The sequence below is a fragment of the Bradyrhizobium sp. 186 genome, from assembly GCF_023101685.1.
Classification (GTDB): Bacteria; Pseudomonadota; Alphaproteobacteria; order Rhizobiales; family Xanthobacteraceae; genus Bradyrhizobium.
Map to the genome: position 1 here is coordinate 6,855,305 of NZ_CP082164.1, position 18,057 is coordinate 6,873,361.

Consider the following 18,057-nt stretch of genomic DNA (forward strand, 5'->3'; position numbering starts at 1 on the left):
GGACCGCCGCGTGACACCGATTCCGCACGAGACCACGCACACCAGTCGCACCGCCGGCCTCCCCGCCCTTCTGAAGACAGCCCTCGTCAACGCACTGATCGCGCTGGTGCTGTTCTCACTGATGGTCGGCGTCCGCACCGAGGCGGGCTCGAGCGGCCAGCTCACCTATTGGACGCGCTTCGGCGAAGTCGCAGCCCTCGTCGCCGCCGTGTTCAGCGGCTCGATCGTGATCGAATTGCTGCGGCAATGGATCGGTTCGACCGGCGCCGAGAAGCTGGTGCCGTCGGCCGTGCAGCACGGGATGTCGTTCGTCGGCCGCTACCTCGCTCCGGCGCTCCTGTTCTTCACCCTGCTGGTGCCGGTGATCTTCTATGACCAGCGCTACATCCTCGACCTCGGGATCCTCGTGCTCACCTATGTGATGCTGGGCTGGGGCCTGAACGTGGTGGTCGGGCTCGCCGGCCTGCTCGATCTCGGCTACGTCGCCTTCTATGCGGTGGGGGCCTATTCCTACGCGCTGCTTGCGACCAATTTCGGCTGGTCGTTCTGGATCTGCCTGCCGCTCGCGGGCATCCTCGCCGCCTTCTGGGGCGTGCTGCTCGGCTTCCCCGTGCTGCGCCTGCGCGGCGACTATCTCGCCATCGTGACGCTCGCCTTCGGCGAGATCATCCGCCTCGTCATCATCAACTGGCAGAGCCTGACCGGCGGCCCCAACGGCGTCTCCGGCATTCCCCGCCCCACCTTCTTCGGCATTCCGCTCGACAACAGCGACGATGGGCTCGCCGCCAAGCTCGGCATCGAGTACTCGCCGACCCATCGCATCGTTTTCCTGTTTTATCTGATCCTGGCGCTCGCACTCCTCACCAACTGGGTGACGATCCGCCTGCGCCGCCTGCCGATCGGGCGCGCCTGGGAGGCGCTGCGCGAGGACGAGGTTGCCTGCCGCGCCCTCGGCATCAACACCACGACGACCAAGCTCACGGCGTTCGCGACGGGCGCCATGTTCGGCGGCTTTGCCGGCGCATTCTTCGCCACCCGGCAGGGCTTCATCAGCCCGGAATCCTTCACCTTCCAGGAATCGGCACTGGTGCTCGCCATCGTCGTACTCGGCGGCATGGGCTCGCAGCTCGGCGTCGCGCTTGCGGCGCTGGCCATGATCGGCGGCTTCGAGCTGTTCCGCGGCCTGGAGACCTACCGCATGCTGGTGTTCGGCATGGCGATGGTGCTGATCATGATCTGGCGGCCGCGCGGCCTGATCGGCCATCGCGCGCCGACCGTGTATCTGACCAAGGCGCAGGCGATCTCCTCCGACCTCGTCAAGGAAGGACACGGATGAGCGACGGGAATATCCTCAGCGTCGACCGGCTGACCATGCGCTTCGGCGGCATCGTCGCCGTGCAGGACCTGTCGTTTGCGGCCGAGCAGAAGAAGATCACCGCGCTGATCGGGCCGAACGGCGCCGGCAAGACCACTGTCTTCAACTGCATCACCGGCTTCTACAAGCCGAGCGGCGGCACCATCCGCCTGACCCATGACGACGGCAAGGTCATCGCGCTGGAGCGGCTGAACGATTTTCGTATCGCCAAGCAGGCCAAGGTCGCGCGCACCTTTCAGAACATCCGCCTGTTTCCCGGCATGACCGCGCTGGAAAACCTGATGGTGGCGCAGCACAACGCGCTGATGCGGGCCTCCGGCTTCACCTTCCTCGGCCTGATCGGCGCGCCCGCCTACCGCGCCGCCGAAAAGCACGCGATTGATCTTGCCACCGAATGGCTGAAGCGGGTCAATTTGCTCGAGCGCGCCGACGACGCCGCCGGCAATTTCGCCTATGGCGACCAGCGCCGCCTCGAGATCGCGCGCGCGATGTGTACCGAGCCCGCGCTTCTCTGCCTTGACGAGCCCGCCGCCGGCCTCAATGCCCGCGAAAGCGCCGCCCTGAGCGAGCTGCTGCTGTCGATCCGCGACGAGCAGGGCACCTCGATCCTGCTGATCGAGCACGACATGTCGGTGGTGATGGAGATCTCCGACCACATCGTGGTGATGGACCATGGCGTGAAGATCGCGCAAGGTTCGCCGCGCGAGGTCCGCGACGATCCCAAGGTGATCGCGGCCTATCTCGGCGCCGACGAGGAAGAGGCGATGGCCGTGATGGAGAGCGGGTCGTGACTTCGGCGCCCAATCCCCTGCTCGCGATCCGCGGCCTGCGCGCCGCTTACGGCAAGATCGAGGCGCTGAAGGGCGTCGACGTCGAGATCAATGCCGGCGAGATCGTCGCCCTGATCGGCGCCAACGGCGCCGGCAAGTCGACGCTGATGATGACGATCTTCGGCAAGCCGCGCGCCCGCGCCGGCCAGATCCTGTACGAAGGCCGCGACATCACCGATGTGCCCACCCACGAGATCGCGCATTTGCGCATCGCGCAATCGCCGGAGGGGCGGCGCATCTTCCCTCGCATGAGCGTGGCGGAAAACCTCCGGATGGGGGCGGATGCCACCGGATGCACCGATTCGGAACGCGACGCGACGCTGGCACGCGTCTTCACGCTGTTTCCGCGGCTGAAGGAACGCTATGCCCAGCGCGGTGGAACCCTGTCCGGCGGCGAGCAGCAGATGCTGGCGATCGGCCGCGCCTTGATGAGCCGCCCTCGCCTCTTGATGCTGGACGAGCCCTCGCTCGGGCTCGCTCCGCTGATCGCCCGCCAGATCTTCGACGCGATCCGCACCCTGAACCGGCAGGACGGCCTGACCGTCCTGATCGTCGAGCAGAACGCCAACCATGCGCTCAAGCTCGCCCATCGCGGCTACGTCATGGTCAATGGCCTGATCACGCTGGCCGGGACCGGCTCCGAGCTGTTGCAGCGCCCCGAAATTCGCGCCGCCTACCTGGAAGGCGGCCGGCACGGCTGAGGCTGCCCAAAGGCGGATCACGTGCGGCCGAATGTGGCGCGATATCTCCGCCGATGCCCGTATTTTGCCGGTGACTTCTCGCCAAATTCATTCGACAATGGCGCCGGTTTGGTCCGGGCGTGCCCGGCAACTTCCACAGACGACCACCCGCGAGGTATCTCATGAAGTCACTAAAGCTCATCGGTCTGGCATTCGGAGCGTCGATCGCGCTGTCGAGCGCGGCGTTCGCGCAGGATGTCACCATCGCAGTCGCAGGCCCGATGACCGGCGGCGAGTCCGCCTTCGGCCGCCAGATGAAGAACGGCGCCGAGATGGCCGTGACTGACATCAACGCCGCCGGCGGCGTCAATGGCAAGAAGCTCGCGCTCGCCATCGAAGACGACGCCTGCGATCCGAAACAGGCGCGCTCGATCGCCGAGAAGATCGCCGGCGCGAAGATGCCGTTCGTCGCCGGGCACTATTGCTCGTCGTCGTCGATCCCCGCCTCCGAAGCCTATGCCGACGGCAACGTGCTCCAGATCACGCCCGCCTCGACCAATCCGCTCTTCACCGAGCGCAAGCTCTGGAACGTGGCGCGCGTCTGCGGCCGCGACGATCAGCAAGGCCTGATCGCGGCGCAGTACATCGCCAAGAACTTCAAGGGCAAGAACATCGCGATCCTCAACGACAAGACCACCTACGGCAAGGGTCTTGCAGACGAGACCAAGAAGGCGCTCAACAAGGCCGGCGTCACCGAGAAGATGTACGAGTCCTACAACAAGGGCGACAAGGACTTTAATGCGATCGTCTCGCGTCTGAAGCGGGACAACATCGATCTGGTCTATGTCGGCGGTTACCACCAGGAGAGCGGCCTCATCGTGCGCCAGATGCGCGACCAGGGCCTCAAGACGATTCTGATGGCCGGCGACGCGCTCGCCGACAAGGAGTATGCCTCCATCACCGGCCCCGCCGGCGAAGGTACCTTGTTCACCTTCGGCCCCGATCCGCGCAACAAGCCGACCGCGAAGAAGATCGTCGATGCCTTCAAGGCCAAGAACATCGACCCCGAGGGCTATACGCTCTACACCTACGCTGCGATGCAGGTCTGGTCGCAGGCGGCCAAGAAGGCCGGCACCACCGACGCCAAGAAGGTCATGGAGGCGATGAAGGCCGGCAAGTGGGACACCGTGATCGGCCCGATCGAATATGACGCCAAGGGCGACATCAAGCAGATCGACTACGTCGTCTACAAGTGGGACGCCAAGGGCGGCTACACCGAGATCAAGGGCAACGGCACCTGAAGGGCTGCCGGGCCTTGAGCCCCGCCAAGCCCTGAACTGCCACGCAATCGCCATCACACGCCCCGGCTTGCCGGGGCGTTTCTTTTTGCGGCGGCACGGTCAGACCGCCGCCGGCAGCTCGCCGCCTGTGGCGGCCTGCGCCTTCCGAAGCGCTTGCAGGAGATCGTTCGGCCGAAACGGCTTTTGCAGGCAGACTACGCCGGCGAGATGGGGCGACTGCTCCATGAAATCGAGCGCCATCATGCCGGACACTGCAACGACCGGAAGCGCTGGCGCGCGCTCGCGCAGGGTCGCAATGACATCGACGCCGCTGATGTCGCCGAGGAAGATGTCCACGATCGCCGCGTCGAAGGAGGCCTCGGTGAAGGCTCTCAGCCCGGCCGCGCCGCCGTCGGCCTCCACGACCTCATAACGGTTGACCCGGAGCACGATCGCAAACATTGCGCGAACGTCCTTCTGGTCATCGATGATGAGAATGCGGGGCATGGGAAACAACTCCCGGATATTGAGATCAAATCACCTGATTCAAACCTGGAACCTGCCGCGGCGGAAGGGCATTATTGCACCGTTCAGTAAAGCGCATCTTACCCGATCCCTATTCCGCGTTCTCACCAAAATTAAGTAATCTGTAACCTTCGGTTGAGTCGGAGCGGGTTCCATCACAACGACTGCCCGGAACGGGCTACCATGGACGCAAAACTATTGACCGAATAAGATTGGCGGAGATGCGCAAGACCGACCTGCGAGAAGTGGGCGTGCCGGGGACGACCGATCGAGGCATATTTCTTTCGACGTTGCCGGCCACCCGGACAGACCGCACCGCAGCAACGGCGATTGTCGGCGTTTCCGCGGTCCTTTTTGCGCTTGCCGTTCCCTTCGCCGGTACCCCGCTCCTGCCCGTGCCCGCGTTTGTGGCGAGCTATCAATCCGCCCTCGCGGTCAGCGACATCGTCACAGCGGTGCTGCTGCTGGCGCAGTTTACGGTCTTGCGGACGCGGGCGCTGCTACTGCTCGCGACCGGCTATCTGTTCACCGCTGCGGCAGCGCTGGCCCATGCCCTCACCTTCCCCGGCCTTTTCACGCCGACCGGATTGTTGGGCGCCGGACCGCAGACCACCGTCTGGCTCTACATGATCTGGCACGGCGGCTTCCCGATCTTCGTTCTGGCCTATGCCTGGCTGAAGGAGAGCGACGGCGGCGTCAGGATCCGGGGCGCGACAAGCAACGCGATCTACGCCAGCGCGCTCGGCGTCGTCGCGGCAATAGCCGTCTTCACCTGGCTCGTCACCGCCCAGCACGATCTCCTACCGGTCCTGCTGCGCGACGGCCGTTACACGCCGGCCATGATCGGTGTCGTGTCCTTCGTTTGGTCGCTGAGCTTCGCCGCGCTTGTCTCGCTGTGGTTCCGCAAACCGCATTCGGTGATCGACGTCTGGCTCATGGTCGTGATGTGCGCCTGGCTGTTCGATATTGCGCTGTCCGCGATTGTCAACGTCGCCCGCTTCGATCTCGGCTTCTACGCCGGTCGGCTCTACGGTCTCGGCGCGTCGAGCTTCGTGCTCGCGGTGCTGCTGATCGAAAACGTCCGCCTCCAGGCGCACACGGTGGGGCTTGTCGGCAAGCTGCGTCAGCAATCGGCCTCGGAGCGCGACTATTACGGCAAGCGCCTGGCCCTGTACGGCGCCGTCGTCGAGTCTTCGAACGATGCCATCATCACGAAGACGCTCGACGGCATCATCACCGGCTGGAACAAGGCCGCCGAACATCTGTTCGGCTATTCCGCCGAGGACGCGGTCGGCCAGCCGATCGACATCATCGTCCCGCAGGATCGAAGGGATGAAGTCAGGGGTATCCTCAACCGGATCGCCAGCAACGAGACGATCGCCCAGCATGAGACGGTCCGAATCCGAAAGGACGGCCGCCCGCTTGACGTCGTCCTGAATATTTCTCCACTTAGATCCGACCGCGGCGAGATCATTGGCGTCTCCAAGATCGCGCATGACATCACGGAAGAGAAGCAGTCCAGGGAGAAGCTGCGCCGGGAGATCGAGGAGCGCCAGCGCATCTTCGAGACCTCGCAGGACCTGATCCTGGTCACCGACGGCTTCGGCAATTTCGTCCAGGTCAGCCCTAGCGCGAAGGACATCCTCGGCTTCAGCCCGGACGACATGATCGGACACAGCGCGACGGAGTTCATCCATCCCGACGATCTCGAAAGGACGCGCAACGAGATGCGCGCGGCGCGCCGCGGCCAGATCAAGCGCAGCTTCGAGGCGCGCTACTACCACTACGATGGTCACGAGGTCACGCTGAACTGGATGGGCACCTGGTCGGAGCCGGTGAAACGCCATTTCTTCATCGGGCGCGACCTGACCGACAAGCAGGCCGCCGAGGCCCAGTTCAGGCAAGTCCAGAAGATGGACGCCATCGGCCAGTTGACCGGCGGCGTCGCCCACGACTTCAACAACGTGCTCACCGTCATCACCGGCACGATCGGCATCCTGGCGGACGCCGTCGCCGACCGGCCCGAGCTCGCCGCCATCACCAGGCTGATCGACGATGCCGCCGAGCGCGGCGCGCAACTGACCAAGCATCTGCTCGCCTTCGCCCGAAAGCAGCCGCTCCAGCCACGCGAGATCGACGTCAATGCGCTGGCGCTCGAGGCCGCCAAGCTGTTGCATCCCACCCTCGGCGAGCAGATCACCATCACGCCGCAGCTCACCGAAGATGCCTGGCCGGCGCTGGTCGATCCGAACCAGCTCACCGCCGCGATCCTCAATCTCGCGCTGAACGCGCGAGACGCCATGCCTGATGGCGGCACGCTGGTGCTGGAGACGCGCAACATTTTTCTCGACGACGGCTATGCCAGCATGAATGTCGACATCACCCCCGGCAACTACGTCATGATCGCGGTGAGCGACACCGGGGCCGGAATCCCGGCCGATCTGATCGACCGGGTGTTCGATCCCTTCTTCACCACCAAGGAGGTCGGCAAGGGCACGGGCCTCGGGCTCAGCATGGTGTTCGGCTTCGTCAAGCAGTCCGGCGGCCACATCAAGATCTACAGCGAGGAAGGCCACGGCACGAGCGTGAAGATCTACCTGCCGCGCTCCACCGGCGTGCAGGAGACCGAGTTCGAGGTGCTCCAGAACGTGCCCGTCACCGGCGGTGACGAGAAAATCCTGATCGTCGAGGACGACGCGCTGGTGCGGCAGTATGTCGTGACCCAGATCAAGAGCCTCGGCTATGCCGCGCTCGAAGCCGCCAATGCGGCCGAAGCCCTCATCATCATCGATGCCGACGCCGGGATCGACCTGCTCTTCACCGACATCATCATGCCGGGCGCCATGAACGGCCGCCAGCTTGCCGACGAGGCGGCGCGGCGCCGCCCCGATCTGAAAACGCTGTTCACCTCGGGCTACACGGAGAACGCCATCGTCCATCACGGCCGGCTCGATTCCGGCGTGCTGCTGCTGGCAAAGCCCTACCGCAAGTCCGAGCTCGCCAAAATGCTCAGGACGGCGCTCGCCAGTTGAGCCCGTGGCAAGCGTGCGCTATCGCTTCAGGCCAATCGCTTGCAGCGCATGGAGTGCCGTCCTTGAAAAACCTCGTCACTGATATTGCCGGCGTCCGCGTCGGCCATGCCGGCGATGCGAAACTCGCCTCGGGCACGACTGCGATCATCTTCGATTCCCCGGCGGTCGCTGCGATCGACATCCGCGGCGGCGGGCCCGGCACCCGCGAGGTCTCGTTGCTCGACGTCGCCAACACGGTCGAGCGGATCGACGCGATCACCCTGTCGGGCGGCTCCGCCTTCGGGCTCGATGCCGGCGGCGGCGTCCAGGCCTGGCTCGCCGAACAGGGCCGCGGCTTCAGGATCCGGGAGGCCGTGATCCCGGTCGTGCCGGGCGCCATCGTGTTCGACCTGCTCAATGGCGGCGACAAGGCCTGGGGCCGCTTCTCGCCCTATCGCGATCTCGGCTACGCCGCGGCTGCGGCTGCCGGCACCGACTTGGCGCTCGGCAGCGTCGGCGCGGGCCTCGGCGCCACCACGGCCACCTTCAAGGGCGGGATCGGGTCGGCCTCGGCGACGATGCGCAACGGCGTCAAGGTCGCAGCGATCATGGTCGTCAACGCGGTCGGCAGTGTCACCGTCGGCGCCGGTCCCTGGTTCTGGGCCGCGCCGTTCGAGGAGAACGGCGAATTCGGCGGGCGCGGCCTGCCGGACAAGTTCACGCCGGACATGCTGGCGATGCGGATCAAGGGCGGCCCTGCCGCAAGCGCGGGCGAGAACACCACGATCGGCCTCGTCGTCACCGACGCCATCCTGACCAAGGTGCAGGCCAAGCGGCTCGCGATGATCGCCCAGACCGGGTTTGCCCGGGCGATCTATCCGGTGCACGCCCCGCTCGACGGCGACGTGCTGTTCGCCGCGGCCACCTGCGAGAAGCCGATCGAGCCACTGGTCGAGCTCACCGAGCTCGGCATGGTCGCGGCCAACGTGGTCGCACGCGCTATCGCGCGTGGCGTTTTCAGCGCGACGGCGCTGCCGTTCACCGGCGCGCTGCCGGCGTGGAGGGATCGGTTCGGTTAGCGCCGCACGTCACGGGTCATCGCCCGGCGAAGACCGGGCGATCCAGCATTCCAGAGACAGCAGTGATTGGACCGAGAAGCCGCGGCGTACGGGATGCCGCGCTTACGCGGGGCATGACACCGTCATTTGCGTAGCGAGCGACCCTGCGTCACACGCTCATCGACATCGAAGAAGCCGCGGACCCCGACGAGGCCTGCGCCTGGCGCTGCATCATCTGCTCGAACCAGTTGTAAGGCGAATTGCCGGCGCCTGAAGCGTTGGAGGCACCCGGGACCGTCGTCGACATCTTGAAGCCGTCGGCATAGGTGACGGTGGTGGTGGTCGCGCCGTCGGCGCCGGTCGTGGTGGTCGAGGTCGACCCGCCGCCCGCTTGCGACGAGGAGTCCGAACCGCTGCCGGACGCGTCGTCCGCGCCCTGGGCCTGGTGGTGGCCGTGATGACCGCTCTTCAGCGCCTTCGACATCTCGTCGAGGCTGACGCTGCTGTCGGAATTGGAATCCAGCTTCGAGAACACGTCGTCGGCCTGCGCCAAATTGGTGCCGCCGGCGCCGAGCGCGTCCTCGAATTCGGACTTGGTGATCTTGCCGTCGCCGTCTGCATCGATCTGCGAGAACAGGTCCTTCAGCGCGTCCTCGCGGCTCGTGGATGTGGATGTTGATGCCGAGGTCGAAGTAGAGCTCGACGAGGTCGCGTTGGTGGTGCTGCTCGCGCTGTCCGACGACTGGCTTTGCGCGGCGATCAGCGCGCTCATTGTCTCCGGCGAAATTGGTGGACAATTGCCGGAACTGGCCGTCGAGGTCGCGCTGCTGGAGGTGCTGCTGCTGCCGCTGTCGATCGCGAACGGGTTGGTCGCTCCTTGCGAGGAGCCGGTCTTCTGCGTCTTCTGCGTCGACGAGGATTTCGAGCTCGTCAGCGACTGCAGCGCGTCGAGCGCACTGCCTACGGCACCGAGGGCAAACAACATTGCACAACTCCAACCGATGCGGCATGCCGCGACGAATGTTCGTCGGATGGTCAGCAAGCGTCGTGCCAGCGCGAAAAGCTCAATGAAATCCGCTTCCCTCGCGCCTCGCGCAGCTTGGGAACACCGGCAATTCATGCCGCAGACGGCAGAAATTTCCGCCCACAGGAAGCACGCCTCCCCTGCATTGCCCGACGCCAAGGCCCATGTTAGGCGAGGCCCATTCTCACGGCCGCCACGGGAAACAGCGCCATGACCCAAGCCTTCGCCCCCCGCCCCCTGGCAATTGCGCCCTCGATCCTGGCCTCGGATTTCTCCAGGCTCGGCGAAGAGGTGCGCGCGGTGGACGCCGCCGGCGCCGACTGGCTCCATCTCGACGTGATGGACGGGCATTTCGTCCCGAACATTTCCTATGGCCCCGACGTCATCAAGGCGATGCGCCCGCACACGAAGAAGATCTTCGACGCGCATCTCATGATCTCGCCCTGCGACCCCTATCTCGAGGCCTTTGCGAAAGCGGGCTGCGACCACATCACAGTGCATGCGGAAGCCGGTCCGCATCTGCACCGGTCGCTCCAGGCGATCCGCGCGCTCGGCAAGAAGGCCGGCGTCTCGCTCAATCCGGGAACACCGATCAGCACGCTCGAATACGTCCTCGACCTGATCGACCTCGTGCTGGTGATGTCGGTCAATCCAGGCTTCGGCGGCCAGGCCTTCATCCCCTCCGCGATCGGCAAGATCCGCGACATCCGCGCGATGACCGCAGGCCGGCCGATCGACATCGAGGTCGACGGTGGCGTCGGTCCCGACGTCGCCGGCGCGCTGGCCGCAGCCGGCGCCAACGCCTTCGTCGCCGGCACCTCCGTGTTCAGGGGCGGCACGATGGAGGCCTACAAGACCAACATCGCCGCGATCCGCAACGCTGCCGCAGGCGCCCGCGGCGAAGCGATCTGAGCCGCATCAAGCCGGCGAAAACTGCGGCTCTTGTTGCGGCGCGCAATGCCTAAAATTGCAACCTGAATCCGTACTCATCCGGGCTTCCCTGATTCGCGCAAATCACCGCAAGTGATCTCGCCTGCTTTTGACGGGAGCGCATCATGACGACGACCCTGGTTTGGACTGGCGTGGCGTTGTGGCTTGGTTTCAGTGCATTTGTTGTGTTCGGTCCATCAGCCGGACCGGTAAAGGTCACGGCACGTTCTGCCCGCATCACTCACTCTCGACTTCGCCGGGGTTGATGCCATGCAGGTCGCCATCGTGAAACGTCAGCCGAAGCGCAGGTGCCGTATCCCGCGCCGCCCACATCCGAACCTCGACTATTTCTTCGGCCGCCTCGAGCACGCCGATGGCGCACCGATCGACGATGCCGGGTTCGACAATTCGGACCTGGACCATCCGTGGCACGCGCCGCGCCGGCACTGAGAATTCCTTTTTCCGGAACGCCCCATGAAACCGCACTGCCCGAACTGCCTGAAGGAAATGACCAAGGCAACCGCGTCGCGCAACCTCTTCAACTGCGAGCCCTGCCGCGAGATCATCCAGTTCTTCGGCGGCCATGCTGAGCACAGCGAGCCCGGCCCGCGGTTCTCCTGGCCCATCCGCCGCAAGCGCTCCGTCCACACTGCCCACGCGGCCTGATTTCGCCTACCGAGCCGCGTCGCCGGCATCAGCCGCATCCGCAGCCATCCGCGGCGGCCGCACCACGGTGACGGTGCAGGTCGCCTCGGAGGCCACCTTGGCCGAAACGCTGCCGAGCAGCGTGCGCCGGAACGAGCCCTGCCGCGCACCGATGATGACGTGGTCGACCTGGTTGACCTCGGCGAATTCCAATAGTGCGGCGGCGGGATCGACCGCCTCCAGCACATGAACCGACAGCCGGCTCTCGTCCAGCTTCAGAGGCGTCGCCCAATGGCGGAGCGCCACCAGGCGGTCGATATGCTTGTTGGAGCCCTGCTCGTCCAGCGTGCGGTCGAGCGCGATACGGTTGAGCTTGAGCACGTTGACGCAGGCGAGCCGGGCTGACGGCAGCGTGGCGAGGATGCGCTCCGTCGTCATGCGCAACGCCTCGTTCAGCTCCGGCGCGCCTTCCACGGTGTCGAGCGCGACCGCAAGTATCGGACTCGAGGCGATCTGCTCTGCGACATCCGACTTCGCGCGCGGCTGCATGACACCCTGGTTGAAGCGGCGCCGCCACGCGACGCTGAGCGGATCGCGCTTCATCCGCTCCGAGCGCGCGGTGAGCCTGACCTGGTCGGGATGAGTAAGATCGAACGCGAGCTGTGACGCGGTCGGATAGCGCCAGACCGGCTCGATCTCCAGGCATCGCAGCACCACCTCCTGGAGCCAAGGCGGATAGTCCGCGCGCAGCTTGCGCGGCGGATGCGGATCGCGCCACAGCCTCCTCCGCATCGCGCGCAGTGTCTCGCCTTCACCGAACGGCCGCTCGCCCGTCGTGAAGAAATAGAGCAGGACGCCGAGCGAAAACAGATCGCTGCGCGGATCGTCGCGCACCCCTGACAGCCGTTCCGGCGCCATGTAGGGCGCGGTGCCGTAAGGCAGGCGAAACTCCTCTTGCAACAGGTCCGGCAGGTGGTTGTGGTGCGACAAACCATAGTCGATCAGCACCGCCTCGCCGCTATCGCGGAACATGATGCTGCTCGGCTTGATGTCGTGATGGATCACGTTCTGCCGGTGCAGATCGGCAAGCGCGGCCGCGATCTTCGCAACCAGCAGCCGCGCCTCCTCGTAAGGCAACGGCAGGTCGGGCAGTCGCTTGTAGAGCGTGGTCCCCGAAATCCGCTCGATCACGACATGGGCCTGGTGGGCGAAATCGCCGGTGCCGAAACAGGACGGCACGTGGGGCCCTGCCAGCCGTGGCAGGATCATCATCTCCATCTCGAAGGAGACGATCGCCACCGGGTCCTCGCCCTCCGACACCCGCGGGATCTTCATCAGCAGCGGCACGTCGATGCCGGGATAGGTCACGGTCCACAGCGTCGCCATGCCGCCGGCGTGGACGCATTCGCCGATGGTGTAGCCGTCGATCACCGCGCCGGGCTTGACCAGAGGTTTCGGCATCGCCGTCAGCGTCCCTGCGACAGCCGGTCGGCCAGCCAAGGCGGCAGGCCATTTTCACGGATCTTGGTCGCCGCGCTCGCGACATCATAGGGCACGCGGCAATAGGTGATCTCGCACGAAACCGTGTCGAACAGCACGAAAGCGGCGGACGGATCGCCGTCGCGCGGCTGCCCGACTGCGCCAAGCACGGCAAGCCATTGCCGCCCGCGCAGGAGCTGCACCGAGACATCGGTCTTGGGCACGAAGCTTGTCATCTTCGCCGTCACCGACATCGAATAGAGCGCGGGACGGTGGATGTGGCCGCAGAAGGTGACGTGGACGGGCGTCGAGATCAGGCTCTTGGCAGCATCCGCCGTAGAGCGGACATAGTTCCAGCGCGACGGCTGCGAAGCTTCCGAATGAACGTAAAGACGTTCCGTCTCCTGCACGGCCATCGGCAGCTCGGCCAGGAAGCGCCGCTGCGCCACGTCGAGTCGCCCGCGAGTCCATTCGATCGCGACCTGCGCTTCGGCATTCATGGTCTCGGTGGCCGTGCCGACCGCTTCGTCATGGTTGCCGCGCACGGCAATGGCGCCGTCCTTGACCAGCCCCATCGCGGTATCCACCACCCATTCGGGATCTGCGCCATAGCCGACGAAGTCGCCGAGCAGGACGAACCGCTCCGCGCCCCTCGCGCGGGCCACCTTCAGGCAGGCCTCGAATGCCTGCCGGTTGCCATGGATATCCGAGAAGACAGCTAGGAGCACGCACCCTCCACCCTCAAGTTCTTATCGAAAGCCGATAAGGCCAAATTGAGGGAGGTCAACAGGATGCGCCAGCGCGGGCCCGTTTTCCAGCGCGCCTCTGCCGCGATGGCGAAGAGCCTATTGCTCGTCCTTGGGCGGCATCCGGGGCGGCGGCAGCGGCGTGAACAGGGCACCCTGCGCGCCGGCCGGCGGAGCGATGAACTCACCCGTCGAGGAATCGCCGCCGCTCGTCTCCATGATCGTCTTGGGCGTCACATATTCCCGGACCACGTCGATGAGGCTGCCGTCGCCGCCGCCGAAATCGGCGGCGCGCCCGCCTTGCAGATGCCCCGCCGCGATCTCGTTTTGCGCCGCGTGGGTCTTGTCGGCCACCCTGTCGTTGTAGGGCATGCGAAAGGCCCGGGGGATGCCGCTCGGGCGGTTGTCCTCATCGAGCTCCTCGACCCACAGATAGATCGAGCCGGAATCACCCTCCAGCGAATGCGGCTCGACAATGCGGGACTGCAGCAGCTTGAAGGAGGCCGGCAGGCGTTCCGCGCTTGCCCAGCCGAGCAGTCCACGCATTTCCGTGAAGCTGACGACATAGAAGGCGCTGGTCACGACCACCGCGATCGCCTTCAGCGACCAGTGAAGGCGCGCATAGACCAGCACGACCAGCAACAGCGCGCCAATGACGGCGTAGGCGACCGACAGCGTGAGGATAACCGTTTGCAAATTACTCACGGCGCACCCTCGCCCCCGTCTTCGCGTCGAGATCGGCGCCGTTGCGCCAACTGCTGCGGAACGTCTCCAGCAGCGATTTCGGCCGCTGGTCCACATTGACGACCTTGCCCTCGGGATCGAGCCGGAACCGCACCGCGGTCTTCTCGTCGCCGGTGTGATCGAGCGTGAATTTGTTGTCGAAAATCACCTGCGCGGTCGGATTGAGCTTCTGCACCTTCACATTGGCCGAAACCGGCTCGCCCGTCGTTGCCACGAAATGCGAGACGTTGACGGTATATTCGCCGGCGACGATGCCGCGCACGGTGACGATCTCCTCGCGGATGGGCGAAGCGATCTTCTTGCCGTTGACCATGATGAAGTCGTTGGCCCCGCCCCGATCGTCGCGGTCGAGCGTGAGGAAGCCGGCCTCGCGGTGGCGATACCAGGCGATATTGCCCACGGGATCCTGCACGAACAGGTCGAGATCGTCGGGGTGGTTGTCCGGCCAGTCCAGCGTGATTATGAACTCGGCCTTGGAATCGATCTTGCCCTCCTTGGCGTCCGGCGACACCGCGAGCAACGCGAGGAAGAACAGGAAGGCGATCACCTGGAGCGCCTTGAACAACATCACGCCCAGCGGATCGAACGACTCCTCGCGCGGATAGAGGCCGAAATCATCCATCATGACGGCGTTCCCGGACGCCTGCGTTCCAGAGCCGGCGTGACGTAGGTCTCGGTCAGGACCACCGCGTCGGAGAACACCCGCTGGGTCGCGGCATCCAGCATGTAGTATTGAATGCGGACCAGGATCGAGCCGACGAGGCCCGCGAGCGTCGTGTACATCGCGACCGCCATGCCGTCGCTCATCAGCCCCATCGATGAGCGCATCGCGACCTTGTCGGCCGCGTCGAGCCCCGCGATCGGCGCCAGCATGATGATGAAGCCGACGATGGTGCCGAGCAGGCCGAGCTTCATCAGCGTGTCGGAGACGAAGGCACCGAACCCGTTCGACCCGCGCAGGCGGTCGGCGAGCGTTCGCAGCAGCAGCGTCTGGTCGACCGGCCGGTAGTCCTGTGCCGTGGCCTTGGTCACCAGACTCCCGATATGATCCCGCACCAGCCCGCGCGGCAGTGTCGTCGCGCTCGCATCGAGCGCCTTGCTGCCGTCGGGAGCCGCGAGCACCGCGCGGCAGCGCCGCGCCGCTGCGCCTTCACGGGCAATCGCCCGCGTCCGCAGGAAGCAGTGACCGCAGGTGATGACATAAAGGAGCGCAATCACGCTCGAAATGTAGGTCCGATCCGACGATAACATCAGACGGATCAGCCCGAAGCGCCACAGCAGGAAGACGGCGAAGACGGACAGCCCGGTGAAGATCATCCAGAACAGGAGCGCGCTGCGCTCGGATGGGTCGGCAGCAGTGCCCGTGATCGGTCCAATCGTCATCGAACTCATGCTGCACTGCTCCCGGCCTGATTCCTCACCCATTAGATCAAAGCCGCCGCGCCCGGTCCAAAGAGCCATGCCCAATCCGGCTTGGGAAATTTGCCCGAGCAGCGATCCTGCCGATCCCCGCAATTGGCAAGGCGCGACGGCGTTGTTAGTCTGACCTTACCAAACTTTGGGGTGATCGCATGCGCCTTGTGCTTCAGCTTGTCGCCCGTCTGCTCCTCATCGTCGCGCTGTGCCTTGGTGCCGCGACGGTATGGGCCACGTTCGAGGCCTATCGCAGTGTCGACCGGGCGACTGCGGCCTCCGCTCAGCGGGTCGCGCAGGCGCTTCAGGCGCTGTACTGGCACGAGCTCCTGTTGCGCAGCAGCAGAACGCGCGAGCATCTGCTACCTATTCCTGACTGGCGCACGCTGGAAACGATGAAGCTGATCTCGCCGGGGGTCTGCGTCGAGTTCCAGCCGGCGACCGCTTTCGAAAAGCCGCTCTGCGGCCAGAGCCAGGGCATCGGCAAGGCGCCACCGCGCTGGTTTGCCTCCATCGTGCCGACCTTCCTTGGCAGCCACGCCGAGGTGGTGCGGCCCGTCAGTCCCCGCGCCGCAGCCGCCGGCACGGTCCTTGCGACACCCGATGCCACGGCCGCGATCTCGCTCGCCTGGGAGTACATCCTCAACGTGATCGACGTTGCGCTTTTGATGGCAGCGGCGATCGCGCTGCTGGCTTCGCTTGCAATCGCGCACGCGCTGGCGCCGGCGCGCACGATCGTGACTGCGCTGCAGCGCATGGCGCGCGGGCAGTACCGCACGAAACTTCCGCGCTTCCGCTCCATGGAACTTGCGATGATCGGCACCGCCGTCGACGCGCTCGGAGGCCGGCTGGAGGAGGCAACCGAGCAGCGCGCGGCCCTGACGCGGCGCCTGATCGAGATCCGCGATGACGAGCGGCGCGCGCTCGCCCGCGAGCTGCACGACGAGTTCGGGCAAAATCTCTCCGCGATCCTCGCCTTCGCCAACACGATCGAGACGGCGGGCGCGAAGGAGAACAAGGATAACGGCATCGCGCAGGACGCGCGCATGATTTCGCAGGCCACCCATCATTTGATGACGTCGCTGCGCGATGCGCTGAAGCGCCTGCGCAATCCGCTACCCGAGGAGCTCGGGCTGGAGGTGAGCCTCGTCAATCTCGTCGACAGCTGGCGCTCGCAGAGCGCCACGCAGCCGACAATCCAGCTCGATCTCAAGGGCGACTTCACCGACGTCATCGGCCCGGCCGCCACCACCGCCTATCGCGTCGCCCAGGAATGCCTGACCAACGCAGTACGCCACAGCGGGGCGCGCGAGATTTCCTTGCGCGTCGAGCGGCGCGCGGGCGAGGACGATGCGCTTCTCATTCGCGTCGAGGACGATGGCGGCGGCGATGCGGCGCGCGTGGCGCAGTCTGCCGGCTTCGGCCTCACCGGTATCCGAGAGCGCATCGCCGCCGCCGGCGGATCGCTGTCGATCCTACCCGCTGCGCGCGGCCTTAGCGTCGCCGCCACCATCCCGCTCGCCGCATGAGGCCGACATGAGCGAGGTCGCGGCAACAGGCATCTCCGTGCTGCTGGTCGACGATCACCCGATCGTCCGCCAGGGCTACCGGCGCGTGCTGGAAAGCCAGGGCGATCTTCATGTCGTGGCGGAAGCCGACAACGCCGCGGATGCCTACGGTGCCTTCAAGGCGCATGATCCCGACGTCATCGTGATGGACATCTCGATGCCCGGCGCCAGCGGGCTGGAAGCGATCCGCAACATCCGCGCCCGCAATCCGCGCGCGCGCATCCTCGTCTTCACCATGCATAACGAGGCCGTGCTGGTGAAAGCCGCTTTCAACGCCGGGGCCAACGGCTTCGTCACCAAGAGCAGCGAACCCTCCGCCGTCGTCAACGCGATCCGCAGTGTCGCGCGCGGCGAGCGCGCCATGAGCGACGACATCGCGCATATTTTGGCCGAGGACAGCCTGTCGCCGAGCGGCTCGGCGCTGGATCAATTGGGCGAGCGCGAGATCGAGATTTTACGGCAATTCGCCGGCGGCGCCACGACCGAACAGATCGCCTCACATCTCAATCTGAGTGTGAAGACGGTCCAGAACTATCACTATCTGATCAAGACCAAGACCGGCGCGCGCACGGACGCGCAGCTCGTGCGGCTGGCGGCAAGCTGCGGGCTAACGAAGATTTAGCTAGACCTCCGACGCAGCGATTTGGCGCAGCCATTTCCACATCGTCGTGGCCGGGCTTGACCCGGCCATCCACGCGCCTCCACCAAAATGGTGCTTAAGAACGTGGATGCCCGGGACAAGCCCGGGC

At 65.5% G+C, this 18,057-nt stretch carries 18 protein-coding genes; 11 read left to right on the plus strand and 7 right to left on the minus strand.

Going from position 1 to position 18,057, the window contains the following annotated elements:
• Positions 1-19: 19 nt before the first annotated feature.
• The 4 genes from livM (at position 20) to IVB18_RS33190 (ending at position 4,186) form a co-directional block, all read left to right on the plus strand.
• On the plus strand, positions 20-1,336 hold the full coding sequence (livM, locus tag IVB18_RS33175; RefSeq protein ID WP_247991794.1) for a high-affinity branched-chain amino acid ABC transporter permease LivM: 1,317 nt from the start codon (positions 20-22) through the stop codon (positions 1,334-1,336).
• Positions 1,333-2,166 carry an ATP-binding cassette domain-containing protein gene (locus tag IVB18_RS33180; RefSeq protein WP_247984530.1) on the plus strand — a complete coding sequence of 278 codons (834 nt, stop codon included), beginning with the start codon at positions 1,333-1,335 and terminating at the stop codon, positions 2,164-2,166. The genes livM and IVB18_RS33180 overlap by 4 nt, the downstream gene beginning before the upstream one ends.
• On the plus strand, positions 2,163-2,906 hold the full coding sequence (locus tag IVB18_RS33185) for an ABC transporter ATP-binding protein (RefSeq protein ID WP_247984531.1): 744 nt from the start codon (positions 2,163-2,165) through the stop codon (positions 2,904-2,906). Before IVB18_RS33180 ends, IVB18_RS33185 begins: the two co-directional genes overlap by 4 nt.
• Positions 2,907-3,067: 161 nt before the next feature.
• Positions 3,068-4,186 carry a branched-chain amino acid ABC transporter substrate-binding protein gene (locus IVB18_RS33190; RefSeq protein ID WP_247984532.1) on the plus strand — a complete coding sequence of 373 codons (1,119 nt, stop codon included), beginning with the start codon at positions 3,068-3,070 and terminating at the stop codon, positions 4,184-4,186.
• Between the two features lie 99 nt (positions 4,187-4,285).
• Here IVB18_RS33190 and IVB18_RS33195 read toward each other — a convergent pair whose 3' ends face one another.
• Positions 4,286-4,672 carry a response regulator gene (locus IVB18_RS33195; RefSeq protein WP_247984533.1) on the minus strand — a complete coding sequence of 129 codons (387 nt, stop codon included), beginning with the start codon at positions 4,670-4,672 and terminating at the stop codon, positions 4,286-4,288.
• A gap of 239 nt (positions 4,673-4,911) precedes the next feature.
• On the opposite strand from IVB18_RS33195, the gene IVB18_RS33200 reads away from it, so the two are divergent.
• Together IVB18_RS33200 and IVB18_RS33205 are read left to right on the plus strand one after the other, a co-directional pair.
• Positions 4,912-7,722 carry a PAS domain S-box protein gene (locus tag IVB18_RS33200; protein WP_247984534.1) on the plus strand — a complete coding sequence of 937 codons (2,811 nt, stop codon included), beginning with the start codon at positions 4,912-4,914 and terminating at the stop codon, positions 7,720-7,722.
• A 62-nt stretch (positions 7,723-7,784) separates the two neighbouring features.
• Entirely contained in the window at positions 7,785-8,780 is a 996-nt protein-coding gene (locus IVB18_RS33205; RefSeq protein ID WP_247984535.1) for a P1 family peptidase, read from the plus strand.
• Between the two features lie 148 nt (positions 8,781-8,928).
• Here IVB18_RS33205 and IVB18_RS33210 read toward each other — a convergent pair whose 3' ends face one another.
• Positions 8,929-9,744, minus strand: a complete 816-nt coding sequence (locus IVB18_RS33210; RefSeq protein ID WP_247984536.1) for an EF-hand domain-containing protein — start codon at positions 9,742-9,744, stop codon at positions 8,929-8,931.
• A 249-nt stretch (positions 9,745-9,993) separates the two neighbouring features.
• Here IVB18_RS33210 and rpe point away from each other — a divergent pair, with 249 nt between their 5' ends.
• The 3 genes from rpe to IVB18_RS33225 all read left to right on the plus strand — a co-directional run bounded on the left by rpe (position 9,994) and on the right by IVB18_RS33225 (position 11,379).
• Positions 9,994-10,695 (plus strand): ribulose-phosphate 3-epimerase, encoded by a 702-nt coding sequence (rpe, locus tag IVB18_RS33215; RefSeq protein WP_247984537.1) that lies wholly within the window; start codon positions 9,994-9,996, stop codon positions 10,693-10,695.
• A 288-nt stretch (positions 10,696-10,983) separates the two neighbouring features.
• Positions 10,984-11,163 (plus strand): hypothetical protein, encoded by a 180-nt coding sequence (locus IVB18_RS33220; RefSeq protein WP_247984538.1) that lies wholly within the window; start codon positions 10,984-10,986, stop codon positions 11,161-11,163.
• Positions 11,164-11,187: 24 nt separating this feature from the next.
• Positions 11,188-11,379, plus strand: coding sequence for a hypothetical protein (locus IVB18_RS33225; RefSeq protein ID WP_247984539.1), 192 nt, complete (start codon positions 11,188-11,190; stop codon positions 11,377-11,379).
• Between the two features lie 6 nt (positions 11,380-11,385).
• On the opposite strand, the gene IVB18_RS33230 is transcribed toward IVB18_RS33225, so the two are convergent.
• From IVB18_RS33230 to IVB18_RS33250, 5 genes are all read right to left on the minus strand, one after another.
• On the minus strand, positions 11,386-12,819 hold the full coding sequence (locus IVB18_RS33230) for a bifunctional serine/threonine-protein kinase/universal stress protein (RefSeq protein ID WP_247984540.1): 1,434 nt from the start codon (positions 12,817-12,819) through the stop codon (positions 11,386-11,388).
• Between the two features lie 5 nt (positions 12,820-12,824).
• Positions 12,825-13,565, minus strand: coding sequence for a metallophosphoesterase family protein (locus IVB18_RS33235; RefSeq protein ID WP_247984541.1), 741 nt, complete (start codon positions 13,563-13,565; stop codon positions 12,825-12,827).
• A gap of 117 nt (positions 13,566-13,682) precedes the next feature.
• Entirely contained in the window at positions 13,683-14,288 is a 606-nt protein-coding gene (locus tag IVB18_RS33240; RefSeq protein WP_247984542.1) for a hypothetical protein, read from the minus strand.
• Complete coding sequence (locus tag IVB18_RS33245) at positions 14,281-14,952, minus strand: hypothetical protein (RefSeq protein ID WP_247984543.1); 672 nt, start codon at positions 14,950-14,952, stop codon at positions 14,281-14,283. Before IVB18_RS33245 ends, IVB18_RS33240 begins: the two co-directional genes overlap by 8 nt.
• On the minus strand, positions 14,949-15,719 hold the full coding sequence (locus tag IVB18_RS33250) for a MotA/TolQ/ExbB proton channel family protein (RefSeq protein ID WP_247984544.1): 771 nt from the start codon (positions 15,717-15,719) through the stop codon (positions 14,949-14,951). The genes IVB18_RS33245 and IVB18_RS33250 overlap by 4 nt, the downstream gene beginning before the upstream one ends.
• A 179-nt stretch (positions 15,720-15,898) precedes the next feature.
• Between IVB18_RS33250 and IVB18_RS33255 the strand changes: the two genes are divergently transcribed.
• Both IVB18_RS33255 and IVB18_RS33260 read left to right on the plus strand, forming a co-directional pair.
• Positions 15,899-17,269, plus strand: a complete 1,371-nt coding sequence (locus IVB18_RS33255) for a histidine kinase (RefSeq protein WP_247984545.1) — start codon at positions 15,899-15,901, stop codon at positions 17,267-17,269.
• 7 nt (positions 17,270-17,276) lie between these two features.
• On the plus strand, positions 17,277-17,930 hold the full coding sequence (locus IVB18_RS33260; protein WP_247984546.1) for a response regulator transcription factor: 654 nt from the start codon (positions 17,277-17,279) through the stop codon (positions 17,928-17,930).
• The last annotated feature ends 127 nt before the right edge of the window (positions 17,931-18,057 follow it).

What these genes read in the sequence shown, in the direction of transcription:
- IVB18_RS33180 (WP_247984530.1), top strand. Translation starts at nt 1,333, where the DNA reads ATGAGCGACGGGAATATCCTCAGCGTCGACCGGCTGACCATGCGCTTC.
- IVB18_RS33190 (WP_247984532.1), top strand. Translation starts at nt 3,068, where the DNA reads ATGAAGTCACTAAAGCTCATCGGTCTGGCATTCGGAGCGTCGATCGCG.
- IVB18_RS33195 (WP_247984533.1), bottom strand. Translation starts at nt 4,672, where the DNA reads ATGCCCCGCATTCTCATCATCGATGACCAGAAGGACGTTCGCGCAATG.
- IVB18_RS33200 (WP_247984534.1), top strand. Translation starts at nt 4,912, where the DNA reads ATGCGCAAGACCGACCTGCGAGAAGTGGGCGTGCCGGGGACGACCGAT.
- IVB18_RS33210 (WP_247984536.1), bottom strand. Translation starts at nt 9,744, where the DNA reads ATGTTGTTTGCCCTCGGTGCCGTAGGCAGTGCGCTCGACGCGCTGCAG.
- rpe (WP_247984537.1), top strand. Translation starts at nt 9,994, where the DNA reads ATGACCCAAGCCTTCGCCCCCCGCCCCCTGGCAATTGCGCCCTCGATC.
- IVB18_RS33220 (WP_247984538.1), top strand. Translation starts at nt 10,984, where the DNA reads ATGCAGGTCGCCATCGTGAAACGTCAGCCGAAGCGCAGGTGCCGTATC.
- IVB18_RS33225 (WP_247984539.1), top strand. Translation starts at nt 11,188, where the DNA reads ATGAAACCGCACTGCCCGAACTGCCTGAAGGAAATGACCAAGGCAACC.
- IVB18_RS33230 (WP_247984540.1), bottom strand. Translation starts at nt 12,819, where the DNA reads ATGCCGAAACCTCTGGTCAAGCCCGGCGCGGTGATCGACGGCTACACC.
- IVB18_RS33245 (WP_247984543.1), bottom strand. Translation starts at nt 14,952, where the DNA reads ATGATGGATGATTTCGGCCTCTATCCGCGCGAGGAGTCGTTCGATCCG.
- IVB18_RS33250 (WP_247984544.1), bottom strand. Translation starts at nt 15,719, where the DNA reads ATGAGTTCGATGACGATTGGACCGATCACGGGCACTGCTGCCGACCCA.
- IVB18_RS33255 (WP_247984545.1), top strand. Translation starts at nt 15,899, where the DNA reads ATGCGCCTTGTGCTTCAGCTTGTCGCCCGTCTGCTCCTCATCGTCGCG.
- IVB18_RS33260 (WP_247984546.1), top strand. Translation starts at nt 17,277, where the DNA reads ATGAGCGAGGTCGCGGCAACAGGCATCTCCGTGCTGCTGGTCGACGAT.